This window comes from Bacteroides sp. 1_1_30, from assembly GCF_020982715.1.
In the GTDB taxonomy this organism is placed as follows: domain Bacteria; phylum Bacteroidota; class Bacteroidia; order Bacteroidales; family Bacteroidaceae; genus Bacteroides; species Bacteroides xylanisolvens.
This window is the reverse complement of record NZ_JAJKHN010000033.1, coordinates 36,184-56,828: the sequence shown is the minus strand read 5'-3', so window position 1 is coordinate 56,828 and position 20,645 is coordinate 36,184. Positions and strand designations below refer to the sequence as shown.

Genomic DNA, 20,645 nt, shown 5'->3' with positions numbered 1-20,645 from the left:
TGATTTATTCGTTGGTGGTTCTGAACAATGCTTCCGGGTCGTAACTAAGGAAACAGGATCTCACGAGGTCTTTGCCGGAGAAATCTACTTTGGATTTTGTTTCGGAAGAAACTGCTGTTACCGTATTGTATGCCGTCTCTACGTACCGCATCGCCCAACTCATGTTGTCTGTGATATTTGGGATGTCATTTGTCGTGGAGGAATAATGGCAGGGAACAAATGCCTTTACACCCAGTCCGCTGGGGCTGACAAAGGTGAGTACAGGTTGTAGGAGAGGATCGTCATAGAGCATACGTCGCATTTCCACTGCTTCCTGATAAGAGTGGAGACCGTCCACATCTACTATCACCAGGTGAGACGGGGAGACGAAATCCTTACTGCTACGGCGGGTGAATGTGCCGCAGGGGGTCACATACGGTAGTAATGACGCTTTGGCGGTTCGTATATCTTCGGAGTTGCGTACTTGTTCGGTCAGGGCTTTGAGATTCTCGTTGCAAGTAATCATTTGGAAAACTTGTTCGATGGAGACTTCGCAGAAGGGGATAAGCGTGGGAGGAGTCATCAGTCGGCCTTGTTTGTCTTTGATAGGAGCGATAGGTGGCATGAAATAGGACATTCTGTAGTTGTTTGGCATCATTTTCTTTTTGTTTCAAGTTAAAATGTTTATTTTTGCAAAAAAATATGAGTGTGTTTCAAAACACGGCGTAAAATTAGTAAATGCAAAATAGACATCGTCCCGACATGTTGGGATGAAAGTGAAAATAATTAACCGTTACGGTGTAATTTTAACAATAAAAAAGAATGGAAAATGAAAAAGGGTTATATGTAGCTTTAGGAGTTTACATAGGAGAGTTGCAAAAGCGTGCGGATTTGAAAAATGACGAAATACGGAAGAGCGTACACATCGGCCACTCTACTTTTAATGATTTAAAAAAGGGGCAAAACGCCCATTGAGTGATTACGTAAAAGTGGTGGAGTGCTGTCTGGATGCCTTCAATGAAGAGGAAGCCGGAGTTATCTGGGATGAATGGAGGAGAATGTATTTTCGATACAGGAGAAGAAAAGAGGAGGAGAGAGGAGAACGGTGAAAAAACAGATAAGGTAAAAGTGGCAGGCGGGAAAAAGTTTCCCGCCTGTGGTCTTTATGAATGGATTTTTTTGTAGCTTTGTGAAAAATAAGATTGATATGGAAGATTTGCAAAGATTATATCCTATCGGGATACAGACTTTCTTTAAGATACGTGAGGGGAATTTTCTCTATATTGACAAGACGGAATATGTGTACCGGATGACGCATTCGGCTTCCAGCTATCTGTTTCTAAGCCGTCCCCGACGTTTTGGAAAATCTTTGCTTACCAGTACCCTTCACTGTTATTTCGAGGGACGGAAGGATTTGTTTGAGGGACTGGCCATGGAGACATTGGAGAAGGAATGGATACAACACCCGGTGTTGCACTTCGACATGAGTACCGCTAAACATGTGGACAAGGAACAACTGAACGCGGAACTGGAATTGAAACTCATGGCATACGAGGAGATTTATGGACGTGTAGAAGAGGAACTGTATGTGAATCAGCGTCTGGAGGGACTTATAAAACGTGCTTATAAGCAGACCGGTAAAAAAGTGGTTGTCTTGATAGACGAATATGACGCTCCTCTGCTTGACGTGGTTCATGAGGAGAAAAATCTGCCGCAGTTGCGTAATGTGATGCGCAATTTTTACAGTCCGTTGAAGGCGTGTGATCCTTATCTGCGCTTTGTTTTTCTTACGGGTATAACCAAGTTCTCGCAACTTAGCGTGTTCAGTGAACTTAATAATATCACCAATGTGAGTATGCTGCCTGATTATGCTGCCATTTGCGGTATCACTGCTGAAGAACTCCGTACTCAAATGGCTCCCGATGTAAAGCATCTGGCTACCCGGTTGGGAATCACTGCAGAGGAGATGTTGGACAGACTGAAGGAAGATTATGACGGTTATCATTTTTCGTGGCCGTCGCCCGACGTTTTCAATCCTTTCAGTTTGCTGAAGGCGATGGCTTTGGGAGAGATCGGCTCTTATTGGTTTGAGAGTGGTACACCCACTTATATCATAGAGATGCTGCGTAAATATGCTGTATTGCCATCAGAAATTGGTGGCGAGGAAGCGTCTCCCAGTGATTTTAACGTACCTTTAGAGTTGGCTACCAATTATATGCCGTTGCTTTATCAGGCCGGTTACCTTACGATAAAGGGTGCGGATTTGGAATTTGACGCATATATGCTTGATATTCCAAACAAAGAGGTGCGTGTTGGTCTGATGAAAAGCCTGATCCCATCTTATGTGAAGAGTGACAGTCATGAGGTGAACAGTGTGGTGCGTAATTTGGCGCGTAACATTGTGCGGGGAGATATGGACGAGGCTTTGAAGCTGCTTCAGGCTTTTCTTTCCACTGTGCCTTATTGCGACAACACGGATTATGAGGGGCATTACCAGCAGATGCTATATGTGATATTCTCATTGCTGGGTATTTATACCGATGTGGAGGTGCACACACTGAAAGGACGTGTGGATATGGTGCTTCGCACGAGGACTACTCTCTATCTGGTAGAACTGAAATTGAATCAAAATGCGGAGACTGCCATGAAGCAAATTGATTTGCAGCAATATGCAGATCGTTTTACTCTTTGCGGGCTTCCGGTGGTAAAGGTTGCAATAAATTTTAGTGCGGAGACTCGGACAATTGCTGATTGGGTGATTTCAAGAGGAACGTATGCATAGTTGTATTATAATTTAAATAATTTTAAAAGAGTATGAGTAGCAAGATATACCCCATTGGCATACAGAACTTTGAAAAAATCCGGAAAGACGGTTATTTCTATATTGATAAGACTGCTTTGATTTATCAGATGGTGAAGACAGGCAGTTATTATTTCTTGAGCCGTCCCCGTCGTTTTGGAAAAAGTCTGTTGATATCTACGCTTGAAGCGTATTTCTTGGGCAAGAAAGAACTTTTTGAGGGCTTGGCCATGGAAAAGCTGGAAAAGGATTGGACTACATATCCCATTTTTCATATCGATCTTAATACGGAGAAGTATGATACGCGGGAGAGCCTGGATAGTATATTGAATTTCACATTGGAGAAATGGGAACAGCAATATGGCACCGCTCCGTCGGAAACAACTTTTGCATTGCGTTTTCGCGGCCTTATTGAACGGGCTTATGAGCAAACCGGGCAGCGTGTGGTCATTCTGATAGATGAATATGATAAGCCCATGTTACAAGCAATAGGTAACGAGGAGCTTCAGAAGGAATTCCGTAATACCATGAAAGCTTTTTATAGTGTGCTGAAGACCATGGATGGTTGTATTCAGTTTGCATTTTTGACGGGAGTGACGAAATTTGGTAAGGTAAGCGTGTTCAGCGATTTAAATAATCTCGATGACATCTCAATGCGGAAGCAATACGTGGATCTTTGCGGAGTTTCTGAAAAAGAATTGCATGATAATCTGGAAATTGAACTGCATGAACTGGCGGATGCAAAGGAGCTGACTTATGGTGAACTGTGCAATAGATTGAGGGAGTACTATGATGGCTATCATTTTACATACAATTCTATCGGAATATATAATCCGTTCAGCTTGCTTAATACTTTTAAATATAGAGAGTTCGGTAGTTATTGGTTTGAAACGGGAACTCCTACTTATCTAGTGGAGTTGCTGAAAAAACATCATTATGACTTGGAACGTATGGCGCATGAGGAAACGAGTGCCGCTGTATTGAACAGTATTGATTCAACATCGGACAATCCCATTCCGGTCATTTATCAGAGCGGTTATCTCACTATCAAAGGGTATGAAGAGCGTTTTGGCATTTATAGCTTGGGTTTCCCGAATCGCGAAGTAGAGGAAGGGTTTGTCAAATTCTTGCTTCCTTTTTATGCAAACACCAATGCGGTAGAGTCGGAGTTTGAAATACAAAAATTTGTTCGTGAAGTAGAAGCTGGAGATTATGATTCTTTTTTCCGTCGTCTCCGGAGTTTCTTTGCTGATACTCCTTATGAGCTTATCCGTGATTTGGAATTGCATTATCAGAATGTACTTTTTATAGTCTTTAAACTGGTCGGATTTTATGTGAAGGCGGAATACCACACAAGTGAAGGACGTATCGACTTAGTTCTGCAAACTGATAAGTTTGTTTATGTGATAGAATTCAAACTTGACGGGACAGCGGAAGACGCCTTACGACAAATCAACGAGAAACATTATGCACTTCCTTTTGAAGCTGGCGGCAATCGCCGATTATTTAAAATAGGAGTGAACTTTAACGCGAAAATGCGTAATATTGAGAAATGGATAGTGGAGTAATCTGTGAAATAATTGATGGAAAATCCCGGCTGAAGAAATAAAACGGCTGGGATTTTTTGTTTAGGATGTCTATTTGCCATTCTTGAAAAATATCAAATGGTAGCTATATCTTTTCCGTGTGCGATAACGTAAACGCAAAAAATAACAATTTATTATGTAGAAAAAGTTGGGGGAATGCTTCGTAGTTCACAAATTAATGATTAAATTTGCCGCGATTTGTAATGCGGAGTTTGCAAAATGACGAATAATACTATAAAGCATCTAGGTATTGTGGAAAACATACAAGGTTCTCATCTGTCGGTGAGGATTGTCCAGACATCGGCTTGCGCGGCTTGTAGCGCAAAGGGGCATTGTTCCTCGGCGGATAGTAAGGACAAAATCATAGATATTATAGATACCGCGGCTTCTTCCTATCAGGTGGGAGAGAAGGTGATGGTGGTCGGCGAAACGTCGATGGGCATGATGGCAGTGGTATTGGCTTTCGTACTTCCTTTCGTACTTCTTATATTTTCATTGTTTCTTTTGATGGCGTGGATAGAGAATGAGTTGTATGCAGCACTTCTTTCTCTGGCTGTCCTTATACCTTATTATTTCGTTTTGTGGCTCAATAAAACGCGACTCAAACAACAATTTTCATTTACTATAAAACCAATAAATAACTAAAAACATTATGAATTTGATTCTGATTGCAGTGATTTCATTGGGAGCTATAGCGCTCGTGCTGGCCGCTATTCTTTATGTGGCTTCCAAGAAATTTGCCGTGTATGAAGACCCGCGGATTGCTCAGGTGGGAGAAGTGCTTCCCCAGGCTAATTGTGGTGGATGTGGCTATCCCGGTTGTAGCGGATTTGCCGACGCTTGCGTCAAAGCCGGTTCGCTGGATGGTAAATTCTGCCCCGTAGGTGGACAACCTGTCATGGCACAAATTGCTGATATCCTCGGACTTGCAGCCGGTGAAGCTGAACCGATGGTAGCAGTGGTAAGATGTAACGGAACGTGTGCCAATCGTCCGCGTACCAACCAATATGATGGTGCGAAGAGTTGTGCTATTGCCGCTTCGCTGTATGGTGGGGAAACGGGATGTAGTTACGGATGTCTGGGGTGTGGTGACTGTGTGGCTGCTTGTCAGTTCGATGCCATCCACATGAATCCTGAAACGGGGCTCCCGGAAGTGGATGAAGCGAAATGTACCGCTTGTGGCGCCTGTGTGAAGGCTTGCCCGAAGGCGATCATCGAAATCCGTCCGCAAGGAAAGAAGTCACGCCGCGTGTATATCTCTTGTGTGAATAAAGACAAGGGAGCTGTGGCACGTAAGGCTTGTACAGTGAGCTGTATCGGCTGTGGCAAGTGTGTGAAGACTTGTCCGTTCGAGGCTATTACGCTGGAAAACAATTTGGCTTACATCGATCCGAACAAGTGTAAATCTTGCCGGAAATGTGTGGAAGTTTGTCCGCAGAATAGCATTATCGAGTTGAATTTCCCGCCGCGGAAACCGAAAGAAGAAGCTCCGGCTGCTCCGAAACCGGCTACAAAAGTGGAAACTCCTGCTGCAAAGGCTACAGAAGCTCCGAAAGTAACAGAATAATAACAGAAAAAAATACAGAACTGTATGTTAAAGACATTTTCAATTGGTGGAGTTCATCCACACGAAAATAAATTGTCGGCACATCAACCTATTATCACAGCGGAAGTTCCTGCAAAGGCTGTTATTTTGCTGGGGCAGCATATCGGTGCGCCTGCAAAACCGGTTGTAGCGAAAGGGGATGTGGTAAAGGTAGGCACACGGATTGCCGAACCTGCCGGCTTTGTTTCGGCAGCAATTCACTCTTCGGTCAGTGGTAAAGTGGCGAAGATTGATACCATAGTCGATGCCAGCGGTTATGCGAAACCTGCCATCTTCATTGATGTGGAAGGCGACGAATGGGAAGAAACAATCGACCGTAGCACCACACTGGTGAAAGAGTGTGAACTTTCCGCAGAAGAGATCGTGAAGAAGATTGCCGATGCCGGAATCGTAGGTCTGGGCGGTGCTTGTTTCCCTACACAGGTGAAACTTTGTCCTCCTCCTTCTTTCAAGGCTGAATGTGTGATTATCAATGCCGTAGAGTGTGAACCTTACCTGACTGCCGACCATCAGCTGATGCTGGAACATGCGGAAGAAATTATGGTAGGTGTTTCCATCCTGATGAAAGCGGTGAAAGTGAACAAGGCATTTATCGGAATCGAAAATAATAAGCCGGATGCTATCGAACTGATGACCAAAGTGGCTTCCAGCTATGCAGGTATCGAAGTAGTGCCCTTGAAGGTGAAATATCCGCAAGGAGGTGAAAAGCAGCTGATTGACGCGATTACCAAACGTCAGGTGGCGAGCGGTGCATTGCCTATCTCTACGGGAGCAGTCGTGCAGAACGTGGGAACAGCATTTGCCGTTTATGAAGCTGTACAGAAAAATAAGCCGTTGTTCGAACGTGTGATTACCGTGACAGGAAAGTCGGTTGCGAAACCTTCCAACTTCCTGGCTCGTATCGGTACACCGATGAAACAGTTGATTGACGCTTGCGGTGGTCTGCCCGAAGATACGGGTAAGGTGATCGGTGGCGGTCCGATGATGGGTAAGGCGCTCGTAAATATCGAGGTTCCTACTGCGAAGGGCAGTTCCGGTATCCTGATTATGAATCAGAAGGAAGCCAAACGCGGCGAAGCTCAAACCTGTATCCGTTGCGCGAAGTGCGTGAGTGCTTGTCCGATGGGACTGGAACCGTACTTGCTCGGAGCTTTGTCCGAAAACGGAGATTTTGAAACAATGGAAAAAGAAAGAATCATGGATTGTATCGAGTGCGGCTCTTGCCAGTTCACTTGTCCTGCCAACCGTCCGTTGCTCGACCACTGTCGTCTGGGCAAAGGCAAAGTTGGTGCTATGATTCGTGCACGTCAAGCTAAAAAATAACGAATATGGAAAATAAATTAATCGTATCACTATCACCCCACGTTCATGGCGGAGACAGCGTACAGAAAAATATGTATGGCGTGCTGATCGCACTGATTCCGGCTTTTCTGGTGTCTCTCTATTTCTTCGGACTGGGTGCCCTGATTGTCACGGCTACTTCCGTTGCAGCTTGTTTGTTCTTCGAATGGGCGATCGGGAAATATTTAATGAAGAAACCTACCACCACCATCTGCGACGGCTCTGCCATCATCACAGGTGTGTTGCTGGCATTCAACTTACCGTCTAATCTCCCTATCTGGATTATCATTCTGGGTGCACTGTTTGCTATCGGTGTAGGCAAAATGTCTTTCGGCGGATTAGGTTGCAATCCTTTCAATCCGGCACTGGCAGGACGTGTGTTCCTGTTACTTTCTTTCCCGGTACAGATGACCAGCTGGCCGGTAGTCGGACAGTTGACCGCCTATACGGATGCTACCACCGGTGCCACTCCGCTGGCATTGATGAAACAAGCGATTCATGCTGCAGATAAAAGTGCGGCTATGGATGCTTTAAACCAGATTCCGGATGCATTGAGTTTGCTGATCGGACAGAATGGCGGATGCTTGGGTGAAGTGAGTGCATTGGCTCTATTGATCGGACTGGTTTATATGCTCTGGAAGAAGATCATCACTTGGCATATTCCTGTGTCTATCCTGGCTACCGTGTTTATCTTTGCAGGTATCATGCACTTGGCAGATCCGGAAAAATATGTTTCTCCGATATTGCAGTTGCTCTCCGGTGGTCTGATGCTGGGTGCTGTCTTTATGGCAACCGACTATGTGACTTCTCCGATGAGTAAGAAAGGAATGTTGATTTATGGTGTATGTATCGGTCTGCTGACGGTTGTCATCCGTCTGTTCGGTGCTTATCCCGAAGGTATGTCGTTCGCCATCCTGATTATGAATGCGTTCACTCCGCTGATTAACACCTATTGTAAACCAAAACGCTTTGGGGAGGTAGCGAAGAAGAAATGAAAAAGTTAGAATCATCTTTAAAGAATATGTTGCTGGTACTTACGGGCGTGACTGCTGTCTCCGTAGCGTTGCTGGCTTATGTAAATGAACTGACAAAAGGCCCCATTGCCGAAGCGAATGCGAAGACACTGAACGAGGCTTTGAAAAAGGTTCTTCCCGAATTTACCAATAATCCGGTAGCGGAAAGCGATACGATCTTCAGCGAGAAAGACGGAAAGAAGAATGTTGACTTTATCGTTTATCCGGCTAAGAACGGCGAAGAATTGGTAGGAACGGCCGTCGAAGCTAAATCAATGGGATTTGGTGGCGAACTGAAAGTGTTGGTAGGCTTTAACGCCGAAGGTAAAATCTATAATTACTCGTTACTCGCTCACGCGGAAACTCCGGGACTGGGTTCTAAAGCCGACAAATGGTTCGGAGCATACGACCCGGCCAAGGGAGAACAGGCTGTGTCTCATGAAGAGAGTAAAAAGTCTATTTTGGGGATGAATCCGGGTGAAGCTCCGTTGACCGTCAGCAAAGATGGGGGAGCGGTGGATGCCATTACAGCTTCTACCATTACTTCACGTGCGTTTTTGAATGCTGTAAATGCTGCTTATCAGGCTTATAAGGCAGAAGGTGGTAAAGTGAATGGTGTCAGCGGTGCTTCTCAAAAGGCTACAGGCGCAGACTCTGACACTGCTACGGGAGCTACGATAAAAGTTGAACTTACTGATTCGGTCAGTGCTAAATAAGAAAGGAGACAGATATGAATAACTTTAAAGTAATGATGAACGGGATTATCAAAGAGAATCCTACGTTTGTACTCCTGCTCGGTATGTGTCCTACATTGGGTACGACTTCGTCGGCCATCAATGGTATGGGTATGGGACTGGCTACCATGTTCGTATTGATCTGCTCGAATGTGGTGATCTCTTTAATCAAGAACCTGATTCCGGATATGGTGCGTATCCCGTCGTTTATCGTGGTGATCGCGTCTTTCGTAACCTTGCTTCAAATGGTGATGCAGGCATACGTGCCTGGACTGTACGCTACGCTCGGACTTTTCATCCCGTTGATTGTAGTGAACTGTATTGTGTTGGGACGTGCCGAAGCATTCGCCGCCAAGAATAACGCAGTTGCTTCTATGTTCGACGGTATCGGCATGGGACTTGGTTTCACCATTGCCCTGACATTGCTGGGGGCTGTCCGTGAATTTCTGGGAACCGGTAAGATTTTCGATCTGACCATCATGCCGGAAGAATATGGAATGTTGGTATTTGTATTGGCTCCGGGTGCTTTCATCGCTTTGGGATACCTCATTGCGCTGATTAACAGTTTCAAGAAAGCCTAATTCAATTAAATAAGAAAAGAATATGGAATATATATTGATATTTATTTCGGCAATCTTTGTAAACAACATCGTGTTGTCGCAGTTCTTGGGTATCTGTCCGTTCCTAGGCGTATCTAAGAAAGTAGAGACTGCGATGGGTATGAGCGCTGCGGTTGCTTTCGTGTTGACCATCGCTACCATCGTTACCTTCCTGATTCAGAAGTTTGTATTGGATGTTTTCGGGCTGGGATATTTGCAGACGATTACGTTCATTCTGGTCATTGCCGGATTGGTGCAGATGGTGGAAATCATTCTGAAAAAAGTATCGCCTGCTCTGTATCAGGCTTTGGGCGTGTTCTTGCCTTTGATTACAACCAACTGTTGTATTCTTGGTGTGGCTATCCTGGTGATTCAGAAAGACTACGACCTGCTGACAGGTGTTGTGTACGCGTTTTCTACGGCCATCGGTTTCGGTCTGGCACTGGTGCTTTTTGCCGGATTGCGCGAACAGATGAGCCTCGTGAAAGTACCTAAAGGAATGCAAGGCACTCCGATTGCCTTGATTACCGCCGGTTTGCTTGCTATGGCATTCATGGGATTCTCCGGCGTGGTGTAAGGATTTACAGTTGATAATTAAATAGGGGATTGGAAGCTCTGCTGTATGGCGTCATACAGCTTTGAGTTTCCAATTCTTTTTTATACCTGATTGCCACCCAATCGTACCTAAATTACTTTTCAGCAAATAAAATTGTGGCAAATTATTGCTATTCCATTTTATTTCCATACATTTGTAACTCAAACAATGATAAGCCGAGAAACTAACCATTTTTATAAAGTATATGAAAGAAAGAATTTTAGTAACAGGCGGGACAGGATACATAGGGTCTCATACTGTTGTAGAACTACAAAACAGTGGATATGAAGTAATCATCATCGATAATTTATCAAATTCAAGTGCTGATGTTGTTGACAATATAGAGAAAGTTTCCGGTATTCGCCCAGTTTTTGAAAAGCTGGATTGTCTGGACTTTGCTGGTCTTGATGCAGTATTTACAAAATATAAAGGAATTAAGGCGATCATTCACTTTGCAGCGAGCAAAGCAGTAGGAGAATCGGTACAGAAACCGTTGCTTTACTACCGTAATAACCTGGTTTCTTTGATTAACCTTCTCGAACTGATGCCAAAACATGGAGTAGAAGGTATTGTGTTCTCTTCTTCCTGTACAGTATACGGCCAGCCGGATGAATTGCCGGTAACAGAAAAGGCTCCGATTAAGAAAGCGGAATCGCCATACGGAAATACGAAACAGATTAATGAAGAGATTATTCGTGATACGGTAGCTTCAGGTGCTCCGATCAATGCGATTATGCTGCGCTATTTCAATCCGATTGGTGCGCATCCTACGGCATTGCTGGGTGAACTGCCTAATGGGGTTCCTCAAAACCTGATTCCATATCTGACCCAAACCGCCATCGGCATCCGTGAGAAACTAAGTGTGTTTGGTGATGATTATGATACACCGGACGGTTCTTGTATCCGTGACTTTATCAATGTTGTTGACTTGGCTAAAGCCCACGTGATCGCTATCCGTCGTATCTTGGAAAAGACACAAAAAGAAAAAGTGGAAGTGTTCAATATCGGTACAGGACGTGGCGTTTCTGTATTGGAATTAATAAATGGCTTTGAAAGAGCCACCGGCGTAAAATTGAATTATCAGATTGTCGGACGTCGTGCAGGCGACATTGAAAAAGTTTGGGCGAATCCGGATTTCGCAAACCAGGAACTGGGTTGGAAGGCTGTAGAAACTTTGGAAGATACTTTACGTTCTGCATGGAACTGGCAGCTGAAACTCCGTGAAAGAGGGATTCAATAAAAGAGATTTGTTTTAAAATAAACATAAAAGATTAAACAAATCGTGCATGCGATTTGTTTATCTGATGCTAATCGACCTGAAGCTGTTTATGAGTATGCGAATATACGTAAATAGTACTTATGCCTCCCCGGCATAGACAGGAAAGATTGCATAGTAGTTTTGTCGTGTTTTATTTTGTGTTTGTGTTGTGACGGTACTACGACGTGAGTCGTGGTACCGTTTTTTGTTCGCCCATACTGGGCGAACAAAACTATGTTTATAGCTTTCCTTTGAAACAGAAAACGTCGCTTTCTCCTATTGTTTCCGGTAAAGAAGTTCCGGGGGCGAACAGTCCGAACACTGAAGAGCCGGAGCCGCTCATGGAGGCGTAGATCGCTCCTTGATGATAGAGTTCTCTTTTAATTTCCCCAATAACGGGATGTTGCGGGAATACACTTGCTTCAAAATCATTGATTAGGATATCCTTCCATTCTGCAACTGGACGCAGGATTGCCTCTTTGACCGGATATTCCGGACGGTGGGGATGAATATTTGAAAAAGCTTCCCGGGTAGAAACGAAAACGTTCGGTTTGACAATCATGATTTGGTAACCGCTTAATGAAAGCTCGATTGGTGAGAACAGGTTTCCGATTCCTTCGGCATAGGTCGGCTTGTTTTTAATAAAGAAAGCACAGTCCGCTCCCAAAGTGGCGGCATATACCTCCAGCTGTTCTTCGGATAATTCCAGCTGAAAATGATCGTTGAGCAACTTTAGCATAAAAGCGGCATCGGATGAACCGCCCCCCAGTCCGGCTCCCGAGGGAATATGCTTATACAAATGAATTTCGACAGGGGGAAGATGAAACTCCTTATCCAGCAATGAATAGGCCTTTGCCACCAGGTTGTCTTCCGGATTGCCGGCTATCTCCATGCCATACTGGTGGAGGGTAATCTTCTTTTCTGTTTCAGAAGAAGTACGGATTTCGAGAGCGTCTTCGAGGGCTACCGGATAGAAAACGGTTTCCAGATTGTGATATCCGTCCGGGCGTTTTTCCGTGATGGAAAGTCCCAGGTTTATTTTGATATTAGGAAAAGCGAGCATTTGATTTATGATTTATGAATTATGATTTATGGGTTGCTAAATTGCGATGTTGTGGCAAAGATACTAAAATCTTCATTTTTCTTTATTCATTCTTCATTATTATATTCTATCTTTGTCGTTCCGATTGGAAAAAGCCTGCCAATGGAAGCCATCCAATCATAAATCATAAATCAAAATTCATAAATCATAAAAGTTTTTCATGGCCGAACAGAAAAGAAATACCCGCAATACAAAGTCTACTAAGGTACAACCGGTAAATGATTATGGTCGTATTCAGCCGCAGGCACCTGAACTGGAAGAAGCAGTTCTGGGAGCTTTGATGATTGAAAAGGATGCTTACTCATTGGTGAGTGAGATTCTTCGTCCCGAATCTTTTTACGAACGCCGGCATCAGTTGATTTATTCTGCTATCACCGATCTTGCGGTGAATCAGAAACCGGTGGATATTCTGACTGTAAAGGAACAACTTAGCAAACGCGGAGAACTGGAAGAGGTGGGAGGCCCGTTCTATATTACTCAATTGAGTAGTAAGGTGGCTTCATCAGCGCATATTGAGTATCACGCCCGTATTATTGCACAGAAATCTTTGGCGCGTGAGTTGATTACGTTTACGAGCAATATCCAGAGTAAAGCGTTTGATGAAACGCTGGATGTGGACGACTTGATGCAGGAAGCGGAAGGTAAACTTTTTGAGATTTCGCAGCAGAACATGAAAAAGGATTATACGCAGATCAATCCGGTGATTGACGAAGCCTATAAGCTGATTCAGAAGGCTGCGGCGCGAACCGACGGTTTGAGTGGTCTTGAGAGTGGTTTTACAAAGCTCGACAAGATGACTTCCGGTTGGCAGAATTCCGACCTTATCATTATCGCTGCACGTCCTGCGATGGGTAAGACCGCCTTTGTCCTTTCTATGGCTAAGAATATTGCTGTCGATTATCGGAACCCGGTGGCGTTGTTCTCTCTTGAAATGAGTAACGTTCAGTTGGTGAATCGTTTGATTGCGAATGTCTGTGAGATTCCGAGTGAGAAGATCAAAAGTGGACAGTTGGCAAATTATGAATGGCAGCAATTGGACTATAAACTGAAGAATCTGATGGATGCACCGCTTTACGTGGATGATACTCCGTCTCTGTCTGTATTTGAACTTCGAACGAAAGCGCGTCGTCTGGTACGTGAACATGGAGTGAGAATCATTATTATTGACTACCTCCAGTTGATGAATGCGAGCGGTATGGCGTTTGGTAGCCGTCAGGAAGAGGTTAGTACCATTTCCCGTTCGTTGAAAGGACTGGCGAAAGAGTTGAATATTCCGATTATCGCACTGTCGCAGTTGAATCGTGGTGTGGAAAGTCGTGAAGGTATTGATGGTAAACGTCCGCAGTTGAGTGACCTTCGTGAATCGGGAGCCATCGAGCAGGATGCCGATATGGTGTGCTTTATCCACCGTCCGGAATACTATAAGATTTATCAGGATGATCGTGGTAATGACTTGCGTGGTATGGCGGAGATTGTCATCGCCAAGCATCGTAATGGTGCGGTAGGCGAGGTGTTGCTCCGGTTTAAGGGAGAATTTACCCGTTTCTCCAATCCGGAGGACGATATGGTTATCCCGATGCCGGGTGAGCCTGCCGGGGCTATGCTAGGATCGAAGATGAATACAGGTGATGCCGGCTCGATGCCTCCTCCTCCCGCGCCTGATTTTGCACCGCAGACAGCGAATCCGTTCGGAGCACCGGGGGATGGACCTTTGCCGTTCTAGTTGCGTCCTCTGTGGTGAAATAACGCGCAATTTTTTATCAAACCTTCTCGGTCAACCGAAAAATCTTATTAACTTTGCGAATCTTTTTGAGAAACAATAAAAAATTAAGTATATGAATATCTCTTATAACTGGCTGAAAGAGTATGTCAACTTCGACCTGACGCCCGATGAAACGGCTGCTGCGTTGACTTCTATCGGCTTGGAAACAGGTGGTGTAGAAGAAGTGCAAACCATTAAAGGTGGTTTGGAAGGACTTGTGATCGGTGAAGTGCTGACCTGCACGGAACATCCTAACTCTGACCATTTGCATATTACTACTGTTAATCTGGGAGACGGTGAACCGGTACAGATTGTTTGTGGTGCCCCGAATGTGGCTGCCGGACAGAAAGTGGTGGTAGCTACTTTAGGTACGAAACTTTATGACGGTGACGAATGTTTTACCATCAAGAAATCAAAAATCCGTGGGGTAGAATCTACAGGTATGATTTGTGCCGAAGACGAAATTGGGATCGGTACGGATCATGCAGGTATCATCGTATTGCCGGAAACTGCTGTTCCGGGTACGCTTGCCAAGGATTATTATAATATCAAGAGCGATTATGTACTGGAAGTGGATATCACGCCTAACCGTGCGGATGCCTGCTCTCACTATGGGGTAGCTCGTGACCTGTATGCTTATCTGATTCAGAACGGTCGTCAGGCAACTTTACAACGCCCGTCAGTGGATGGCTTTAAAGTGGAAAACCATGACTTGAATATCGAAGTGAAGGTTGAAAACAGCGAAGCTTGTCCGCATTATGCCGGTGTTATCGTGAAAGGTGTAACGGTGAAGGAGAGTCCGGAATGGCTGCAAAACAAATTGCGCCTGATCGGTGTGCGCCCTATTAATAATGTAGTGGATATTACGAACTATATCGTTCATGCTTTCGGTCAGCCGTTGCATTGCTTCGATGCCGGAAAGATTAAAGGCAATGAAGTGATTGTGAAAACAATGCCCGAAGGTACTCCGTTCGTTACGTTGGATGAAGTGGAGCGTAAGTTGAACGAACGCGACCTGATGATTTGCAACAAGGAAGAGGCCATGTGTATTGCCGGCGTATTCGGCGGACTGGACTCCGGTTCTACGGAAGCCACGACAGACGTATTCATCGAAAGTGCTTATTTCCATCCTACATGGGTGCGTAAGACGGCTCGTCGTCATGGCTTGAATACGGATGCTTCTTTCCGTTTCGAACGTGGTATCGATCCGAACGGCGTGATTTATTGCCTGAAACTGGCTGCTTTGATGGTGAAAGAACTGGCTGGCGGTACGATTTCTTCTGAAATAAAAGATGTATTCACTACCCCTGCACAGGATTTTATCGTCGATCTTGCTTACGGAAAAGTACATTCTTTGGTAGGTAAAGTGATTCCGGTAGAGACAATCAAGAGCATTGTGACCAGCTTGGAAATGAAGATTACCAATGAAACGGCAGAAGGACTGACATTGGCTGTTCCTCCTTATCGTGTAGACGTGCAACGTGATTGCGATGTGATTGAAGATATTCTTCGCATCTATGGATATAATAATGTGGAAATTCCGACTACGTTGAACTCCAGTCTGACTACAAAGGGTGAGCACGACAAGTCGAATAAATTGCAGAATCTGATTGCAGAACAACTGGTGGGCTGTGGATTCAATGAAATTCTGAACAACTCACTGACTCGTGCTGCTTATTATGATGGGTTGGAGGCTTATCCGTCCAATCACCTGGTGATGTTGCTCAATCCGTTGAGTGCTGATTTGAACGCTATGCGTCAGACTTTGCTGTTCGGCGGACTGGAAAGCATTGCTCATAACGCCAATCGTAAGAACGCTGATCTGAAATTCTTCGAATTCGGTAACTGTTATTATTTCAATGCTGACAAGAAGAACGAAGAGAAGGTACTGGCTCCTTATTCGGAAGATTATCACCTGGGCTTGTGGGTAACCGGTAAGAAGGTTTCCAATTCATGGGCGCATGCGGATGAAAATAGTTCGGTGTATGAATTGAAAGCGTACGTAGAAAATATATTAAAACGTCTGGGACTGGATTTGCACAATCTGGTTGTAGGTAATCTGACAGACGATGTTTTTGCTGCCGCACTCTCTGTCAACACAAAGGGCGGAAAACGTCTTGCTTCTTTCGGTATTGTAACTAAGAAGCTGTTGAAAGCATTTGATATCGACAATGAAGTATATTACGCCGACTTGAACTGGAAGGAATTGATGAAAGCCATCCGTTCTGTGAAGATCAGCTACAAGGAAATTTCCAAATTCCCTGCTGTGAAACGCGACTTGGCATTGTTGCTTGATAAGAATATACAATTTGCCGAAATCGAAAAGATTGCATACGAAACAGAGAAGAAGCTGTTGAAAGAAGTGGAACTCTTCGATGTATATGAAGGTAAGAACCTCGAAGCGGGTAAGAAGTCGTATGCGGTGAGCTTCCTGCTTCAGGATGAAAACCAGACTTTGAATGATAAGATGATTGATAAGATCATGTCGAAACTGGTGAAGAACCTGGAAGATAAACTGGGTGCCAAACTTAGATAAACTTAAAATTGTCATTATTAAAAATATAAACCAATGGGAAGAGCATTTGAATATAGAAAGGCCGCTAAACTGAAAAGATGGGGCCACATGGCTAAAACTTTTACAAGACTGGGTAAACAAATCGCTATCGCTGTAAAGGCAGGCGGTCCGGAACCTGAAAACAACCCGACGCTGCGTTCGGTGATCGCTACTTGTAAGCGTGAAAACATGCCGAAGGATAACATTGAACGTGCTATCAAAAACGCAATGGGTAAAGACCAGAGCGACTACAAGAGCATGACTTATGAAGGATACGGCCCTCACGGTATTGCTGTGTTTGTAGACACATTGACAGACAACACAACTCGTACGGTGGCTGACGTTCGTTCGGTATTCAATAAGTTCGGTGGCAATCTGGGTACAATGGGTTCTCTTGCGTTCCTTTTCGACCACAAATGTGTGTTCACTTTCAAGAAGAAAGACGGATTGGATATGGAAGAACTGATTCTCGATCTGATCGACTATGACGTGGAAGATGAATATGAAGAAGATGATGAAGAGGGAACAATTACTATCTATGGTAATCCTAAGAGCTACGCCGCTATTCAGAAGCATTTGGAAGAATGTGGCTTTGAAGATGTCGGTGGAGACTTCACTTATATCCCGAACGACTTGAAAGAGGTTACTCCGGAACAACGCGAAACATTGGATAAGATGATCGAACGTCTGGAAGAATTTGATGACGTGCAGACTGTCTATACCAACATGCAACCGGAAGAGGGTGAAGAGTAAAGTAAGGTTATGGAATATGTTTATAAGACCCAGGGAACTTGCAGCACGAATATCGAACTGAATGTGGAAGATGGAGTGGTGAAGGAAGTTGCTTTCTGGGGAGGATGTAATGGTAACCTTCAAGGTATTTCCCGCCTTGTGAGAGGAATGAAGGTGGAGGAGGTGATCGCAAAACTTGAAGGAGTGCGTTGTGGTGGCAGGCCGACATCTTGTCCCGATCAATTATGTCATGCATTGCATGAGATGGGATATTGATTGATCTTCATTTATGTAAATTATATATTGATTTGTGACCTCTGGCAATTGGTTTGTCGGAGGTCATTTTTTTTGCAGAAAGTCCTTATTTCCTTTTCTCGAGTAGTCCTTACTCAATCCTTTTATAATAATGTCCTCATAATTAGTGTATCATCTGTGTCCATAGGTCATCTACTTATTGGTCGGTATTTTGAACTAAAATTGATTCTCACTCGTTATTTATAAGTATATTTGTACTGGATAAACTATTATGCAAAAATGAAGAATATTTTTCAAGACTTAAGACGCAAAGATCATAAACGCTATCTGGGTGGACTGGATGTTTTTAAATATATTGGTCCGGGGCTACTGGTTACTGTAGGATTTATTGATCCGGGAAACTGGGCTTCTAATTTCGCCGCCGGTTCCGAATTCGGCTATTCCTTGCTTTGGGTGGTTACCTTGTCTACTATCATGCTGATTGTCCTTCAGCACAATGTTGCTCACTTGGGAATCGTTACCGGACTTTGCCTTTCGGAGGCGGCCACTAAGTACACTCCTAAATGGGTGTCACGACCTATTCTTGGTACAGCAGTACTGGCGTCGATCTCTACTTCCCTGGCGGAAATTCTGGGAGGTGCCATCGCGTTGGAAATGTTATTGGATATTCCTATTATATGGGGAGCTGTATTGACTACGCTTTTTGTCTCCATCATGCTTTTCACTAATTCGTATAAAAAGATAGAACGTTCCATCATTGCGTTCGTTTCTGTTATCGGGCTTTCATTTATTTATGAGTTGTTTCTGGTGGAAATAGACTGGCCGGCTGCAACGGCGGGGTGGGTGACTCCTTCTTTCCCGAAAGGTAGTATGCTGATTATCATGAGTGTGTTGGGAGCGGTAGTGATGCCTCACAATCTGTTCCTTCATTCGGAGGTGATACAGAGTCACGAGTACAATAAGAAAGATGATGCTTCTATTAAGAAGGTATTGAAATATGAGTTGTTTGACACTCTTTTCTCAATGATTGTTGGTTGGGCGATTAACAGTGCCATGATTCTGCTGGCGGCCGCCACTTTCTTTAAGAGCGGTATTCAGGTAGAGGAACTGCAACAGGCTAAGTCTTTGCTCGAACCTTTATTGGGAAGTAATGCGGCAATTGTATTTGCATTGGCATTGCTGATGGCGGGCATTTCGTCAACTATTACGAGCGGAATGGCGGCAGGTTCTATTTTTGCAGGTATTTTCGGCGAGTCTTATCATATCAAGGACAGTCACTCGCAGGTGGGAGTTCTCTTGTCTTTGGGAATTGCCTTATTGCTGATTTTCTTTATTGGAGATCCGTTTAAAGGATTGATTATTTCGCAGATGGTACTTAGTATTCAATTGCCTTTCACCGTGTTCTTACAGGTGGGACTGACGTCTTCCCGAAAGGTGATGGGCGATTATGTCAATAGTCGTTGGAGTACGTTCGTGTTGTACTCGATTGCTATTATCGTTTCGGTACTGAACATTATGCTTTTGTTTTCATAAAATGAACATGAACTTATAAATATAGAATGATGAAAATTATTACTTATAACGTGAACGGACTACGTGCTGCCGTATCTAAAGGGTTACCGGAATGGTTGGCACAGGAGAATCCTGATATTCTTTGTCTGCAAGAGACGAAACTGCAACCGGACCAATATCCGGGAGAAGTGTTTGAAGCATTGGGCTACAAGTCTTATTTATACTCGGCGCAGAAGAAGGGATACAGTGGAGTGGCTATACTTACCAAGCGGGAACCGGACCATGTGGAATATGGGATGGGAATGGAAGCATACGATAATGAAGGACGTTTCATTCGTGCGGACTTCGGAGACTTGTCGGTAGTCAGCGTTAACCATCCTTCGGGAACGAGCGGAGATGAACGCCAGGCCTTTAAAATGGTCTGGTTGGAAGATTTCCAGAAATATGTGATGGAGTTGCAGAAGTCTCGTCCCAACTTGATTCTTTGCGGCGATTATAATATCTGTCACGAGCCGATTGATATTCATGACCCTGTCCGGAACGCGACCAACAGCGGTTTCCTTCCTGAAGAACGGGAATGGATGACGCGTTTCCTGTCTGCGGGATATGTGGACTCTTTCCGTACGCTTTGTCCGGAGAAACAGGAATATACCTGGTGGAGCTATCGTTTTAATTCGCGTGCCAAGAATAAAGGCTGGAGAATTGATTATTGTATGGTCAGCGAGCCGGTACGCCCGCTGTTGAAACGGGCGTATATCTTGAATGAGGCCGTACATTCCGACCATTGTCCGATGGCTCTGGAAATATTATAGAATGGTAATACTCAATTTACGGGTGTCTCCTCCGTCGCGAAACTCGCCGAGGTAGACGCCTTGCCATGTACCTAAGTTCAAACGGTGGTTTTTGATGGGGATGGTGACCGAGCTTCCTATCAGGGAGGCTTTTATATGGGCACTCATATCGTCAGGGCCTTCAAGGGTATGGATGAAGTAGGGAGCACCGTCGGGAACGAGTTTATTAAAAAACGTCTGAAAGTCATGCCGTACGTCCGGGTCTGCATTTTCGTTGATAGTCAGTCCGGCAGAAGTGTGTTTGATAAAGACTACCAGCAGACCGCTTTCAGGAAGTGGGGGTAGCTGTGAGACAATATCGCGCGTGATTAGATGAAATCCGCGCGAATAATGAGGTAGTTGGATGTCAAATGTTGTAGCCATATA

Annotated in this window: 21 protein-coding genes; 18 read left to right on the top strand and 3 right to left on the bottom strand. The window is 44.4% G+C overall.

Annotated elements, in window-relative coordinates:
* Positions 1-4: 4 nt before the first annotated feature.
* Entirely contained in the window at positions 5-634 is a 630-nt protein-coding gene (locus LPH68_RS11820) for a BT4734/BF3469 family protein (RefSeq protein WP_004309226.1), read from the bottom strand.
* A gap of 167 nt (positions 635-801) precedes the next feature.
* On the opposite strand from LPH68_RS11820, the gene LPH68_RS11815 reads away from it, so the two are divergent.
* From LPH68_RS11815 to galE, 12 genes are all read left to right on the top strand, one after another.
* A complete protein-coding gene (locus LPH68_RS11815; RefSeq protein ID WP_004317950.1) occupies positions 802-954 on the top strand; it encodes a hypothetical protein in 153 nt (50 codons plus the stop codon).
* Positions 951-1,088: a hypothetical protein gene (locus LPH68_RS11810; protein ID WP_153882629.1), complete on the top strand. Its 138-nt coding sequence runs from the start codon at positions 951-953 to the stop codon at positions 1,086-1,088. Before LPH68_RS11815 ends, LPH68_RS11810 begins: the two co-directional genes overlap by 4 nt.
* A gap of 98 nt (positions 1,089-1,186) precedes the next feature.
* A complete protein-coding gene (locus tag LPH68_RS11805; protein ID WP_151923473.1) occupies positions 1,187-2,761 on the top strand; it encodes an ATP-binding protein in 1,575 nt (524 codons plus the stop codon).
* Between the two features lie 32 nt (positions 2,762-2,793).
* On the top strand, positions 2,794-4,347 hold the full coding sequence (locus LPH68_RS11800) for an ATP-binding protein (RefSeq protein WP_087317703.1): 1,554 nt from the start codon (positions 2,794-2,796) through the stop codon (positions 4,345-4,347).
* A 237-nt stretch (positions 4,348-4,584) separates the two neighbouring features.
* On the top strand, positions 4,585-5,010 hold the full coding sequence (locus tag LPH68_RS11795; protein ID WP_004317952.1) for a SoxR reducing system RseC family protein: 426 nt from the start codon (positions 4,585-4,587) through the stop codon (positions 5,008-5,010).
* Between the two features lie 7 nt (positions 5,011-5,017).
* The gene (locus LPH68_RS11790) at positions 5,018-5,932 is read left to right on the top strand and encodes a Fe-S cluster domain-containing protein (RefSeq protein ID WP_008022714.1); all 915 of its coding nucleotides are present in this window, start codon (positions 5,018-5,020) and stop codon (positions 5,930-5,932) included.
* 24 nt (positions 5,933-5,956) lie between these two features.
* Entirely contained in the window at positions 5,957-7,294 is a 1,338-nt protein-coding gene (gene rsxC / locus LPH68_RS11785) for an electron transport complex subunit RsxC (protein ID WP_151923474.1), read from the top strand.
* A gap of 5 nt (positions 7,295-7,299) precedes the next feature.
* Positions 7,300-8,307 carry an RnfABCDGE type electron transport complex subunit D gene (locus LPH68_RS11780; protein ID WP_008022713.1) on the top strand — a complete coding sequence of 336 codons (1,008 nt, stop codon included), beginning with the start codon at positions 7,300-7,302 and terminating at the stop codon, positions 8,305-8,307.
* Complete coding sequence (locus tag LPH68_RS11775; protein ID WP_009039486.1) at positions 8,304-9,041, top strand: RnfABCDGE type electron transport complex subunit G; 738 nt, start codon at positions 8,304-8,306, stop codon at positions 9,039-9,041. The genes LPH68_RS11780 and LPH68_RS11775 overlap by 4 nt, the downstream gene beginning before the upstream one ends.
* A gap of 14 nt (positions 9,042-9,055) precedes the next feature.
* A complete protein-coding gene (gene rsxE / locus LPH68_RS11770) occupies positions 9,056-9,640 on the top strand; it encodes an electron transport complex subunit RsxE (protein ID WP_004295586.1) in 585 nt (194 codons plus the stop codon).
* A 22-nt stretch (positions 9,641-9,662) separates the two neighbouring features.
* A complete protein-coding gene (gene rsxA / locus LPH68_RS11765; protein ID WP_004303570.1) occupies positions 9,663-10,235 on the top strand; it encodes an electron transport complex subunit RsxA in 573 nt (190 codons plus the stop codon).
* Between the two features lie 223 nt (positions 10,236-10,458).
* Positions 10,459-11,493: a UDP-glucose 4-epimerase GalE gene (galE, locus tag LPH68_RS11760; RefSeq protein WP_009039487.1), complete on the top strand. Its 1,035-nt coding sequence runs from the start codon at positions 10,459-10,461 to the stop codon at positions 11,491-11,493.
* Between the two features lie 256 nt (positions 11,494-11,749).
* Here galE and ispE read toward each other — a convergent pair whose 3' ends face one another.
* Positions 11,750-12,574 (bottom strand): 4-(cytidine 5'-diphospho)-2-C-methyl-D-erythritol kinase, encoded by an 825-nt coding sequence (gene ispE / locus LPH68_RS11755; RefSeq protein WP_009039488.1) that lies wholly within the window; start codon positions 12,572-12,574, stop codon positions 11,750-11,752.
* A gap of 199 nt (positions 12,575-12,773) precedes the next feature.
* Here ispE and dnaB point away from each other — a divergent pair, with 199 nt between their 5' ends.
* From dnaB to LPH68_RS11725, 6 genes are all read left to right on the top strand, one after another.
* Positions 12,774-14,336: a replicative DNA helicase gene (gene dnaB, locus LPH68_RS11750; protein WP_151920955.1), complete on the top strand. Its 1,563-nt coding sequence runs from the start codon at positions 12,774-12,776 to the stop codon at positions 14,334-14,336.
* Between the two features lie 112 nt (positions 14,337-14,448).
* The gene (pheT, locus tag LPH68_RS11745; protein ID WP_151920954.1) at positions 14,449-16,911 is read left to right on the top strand and encodes a phenylalanine--tRNA ligase subunit beta; all 2,463 of its coding nucleotides are present in this window, start codon (positions 14,449-14,451) and stop codon (positions 16,909-16,911) included.
* A gap of 33 nt (positions 16,912-16,944) precedes the next feature.
* Positions 16,945-17,682: a YebC/PmpR family DNA-binding transcriptional regulator gene (locus LPH68_RS11740; protein WP_008643715.1), complete on the top strand. Its 738-nt coding sequence runs from the start codon at positions 16,945-16,947 to the stop codon at positions 17,680-17,682.
* A 9-nt stretch (positions 17,683-17,691) separates the two neighbouring features.
* On the top strand, positions 17,692-17,937 hold the full coding sequence (locus LPH68_RS11735; protein WP_032843626.1) for a TIGR03905 family TSCPD domain-containing protein: 246 nt from the start codon (positions 17,692-17,694) through the stop codon (positions 17,935-17,937).
* 258 nt (positions 17,938-18,195) lie between these two features.
* Complete coding sequence (locus LPH68_RS11730; protein WP_008022695.1) at positions 18,196-19,449, top strand: Nramp family divalent metal transporter; 1,254 nt, start codon at positions 18,196-18,198, stop codon at positions 19,447-19,449.
* 29 nt (positions 19,450-19,478) lie between these two features.
* Positions 19,479-20,240 carry an exodeoxyribonuclease III gene (locus tag LPH68_RS11725; protein ID WP_230296941.1) on the top strand — a complete coding sequence of 254 codons (762 nt, stop codon included), beginning with the start codon at positions 19,479-19,481 and terminating at the stop codon, positions 20,238-20,240.
* Here LPH68_RS11725 and LPH68_RS11720 read toward each other — a convergent pair.
* A complete protein-coding gene (locus LPH68_RS11720; RefSeq protein WP_004312772.1) occupies positions 20,235-20,642 on the bottom strand; it encodes a secondary thiamine-phosphate synthase enzyme YjbQ in 408 nt (135 codons plus the stop codon). The genes LPH68_RS11725 and LPH68_RS11720 overlap by 6 nt on opposite strands.
* Positions 20,643-20,645: the final 3 nt, after the last annotated feature.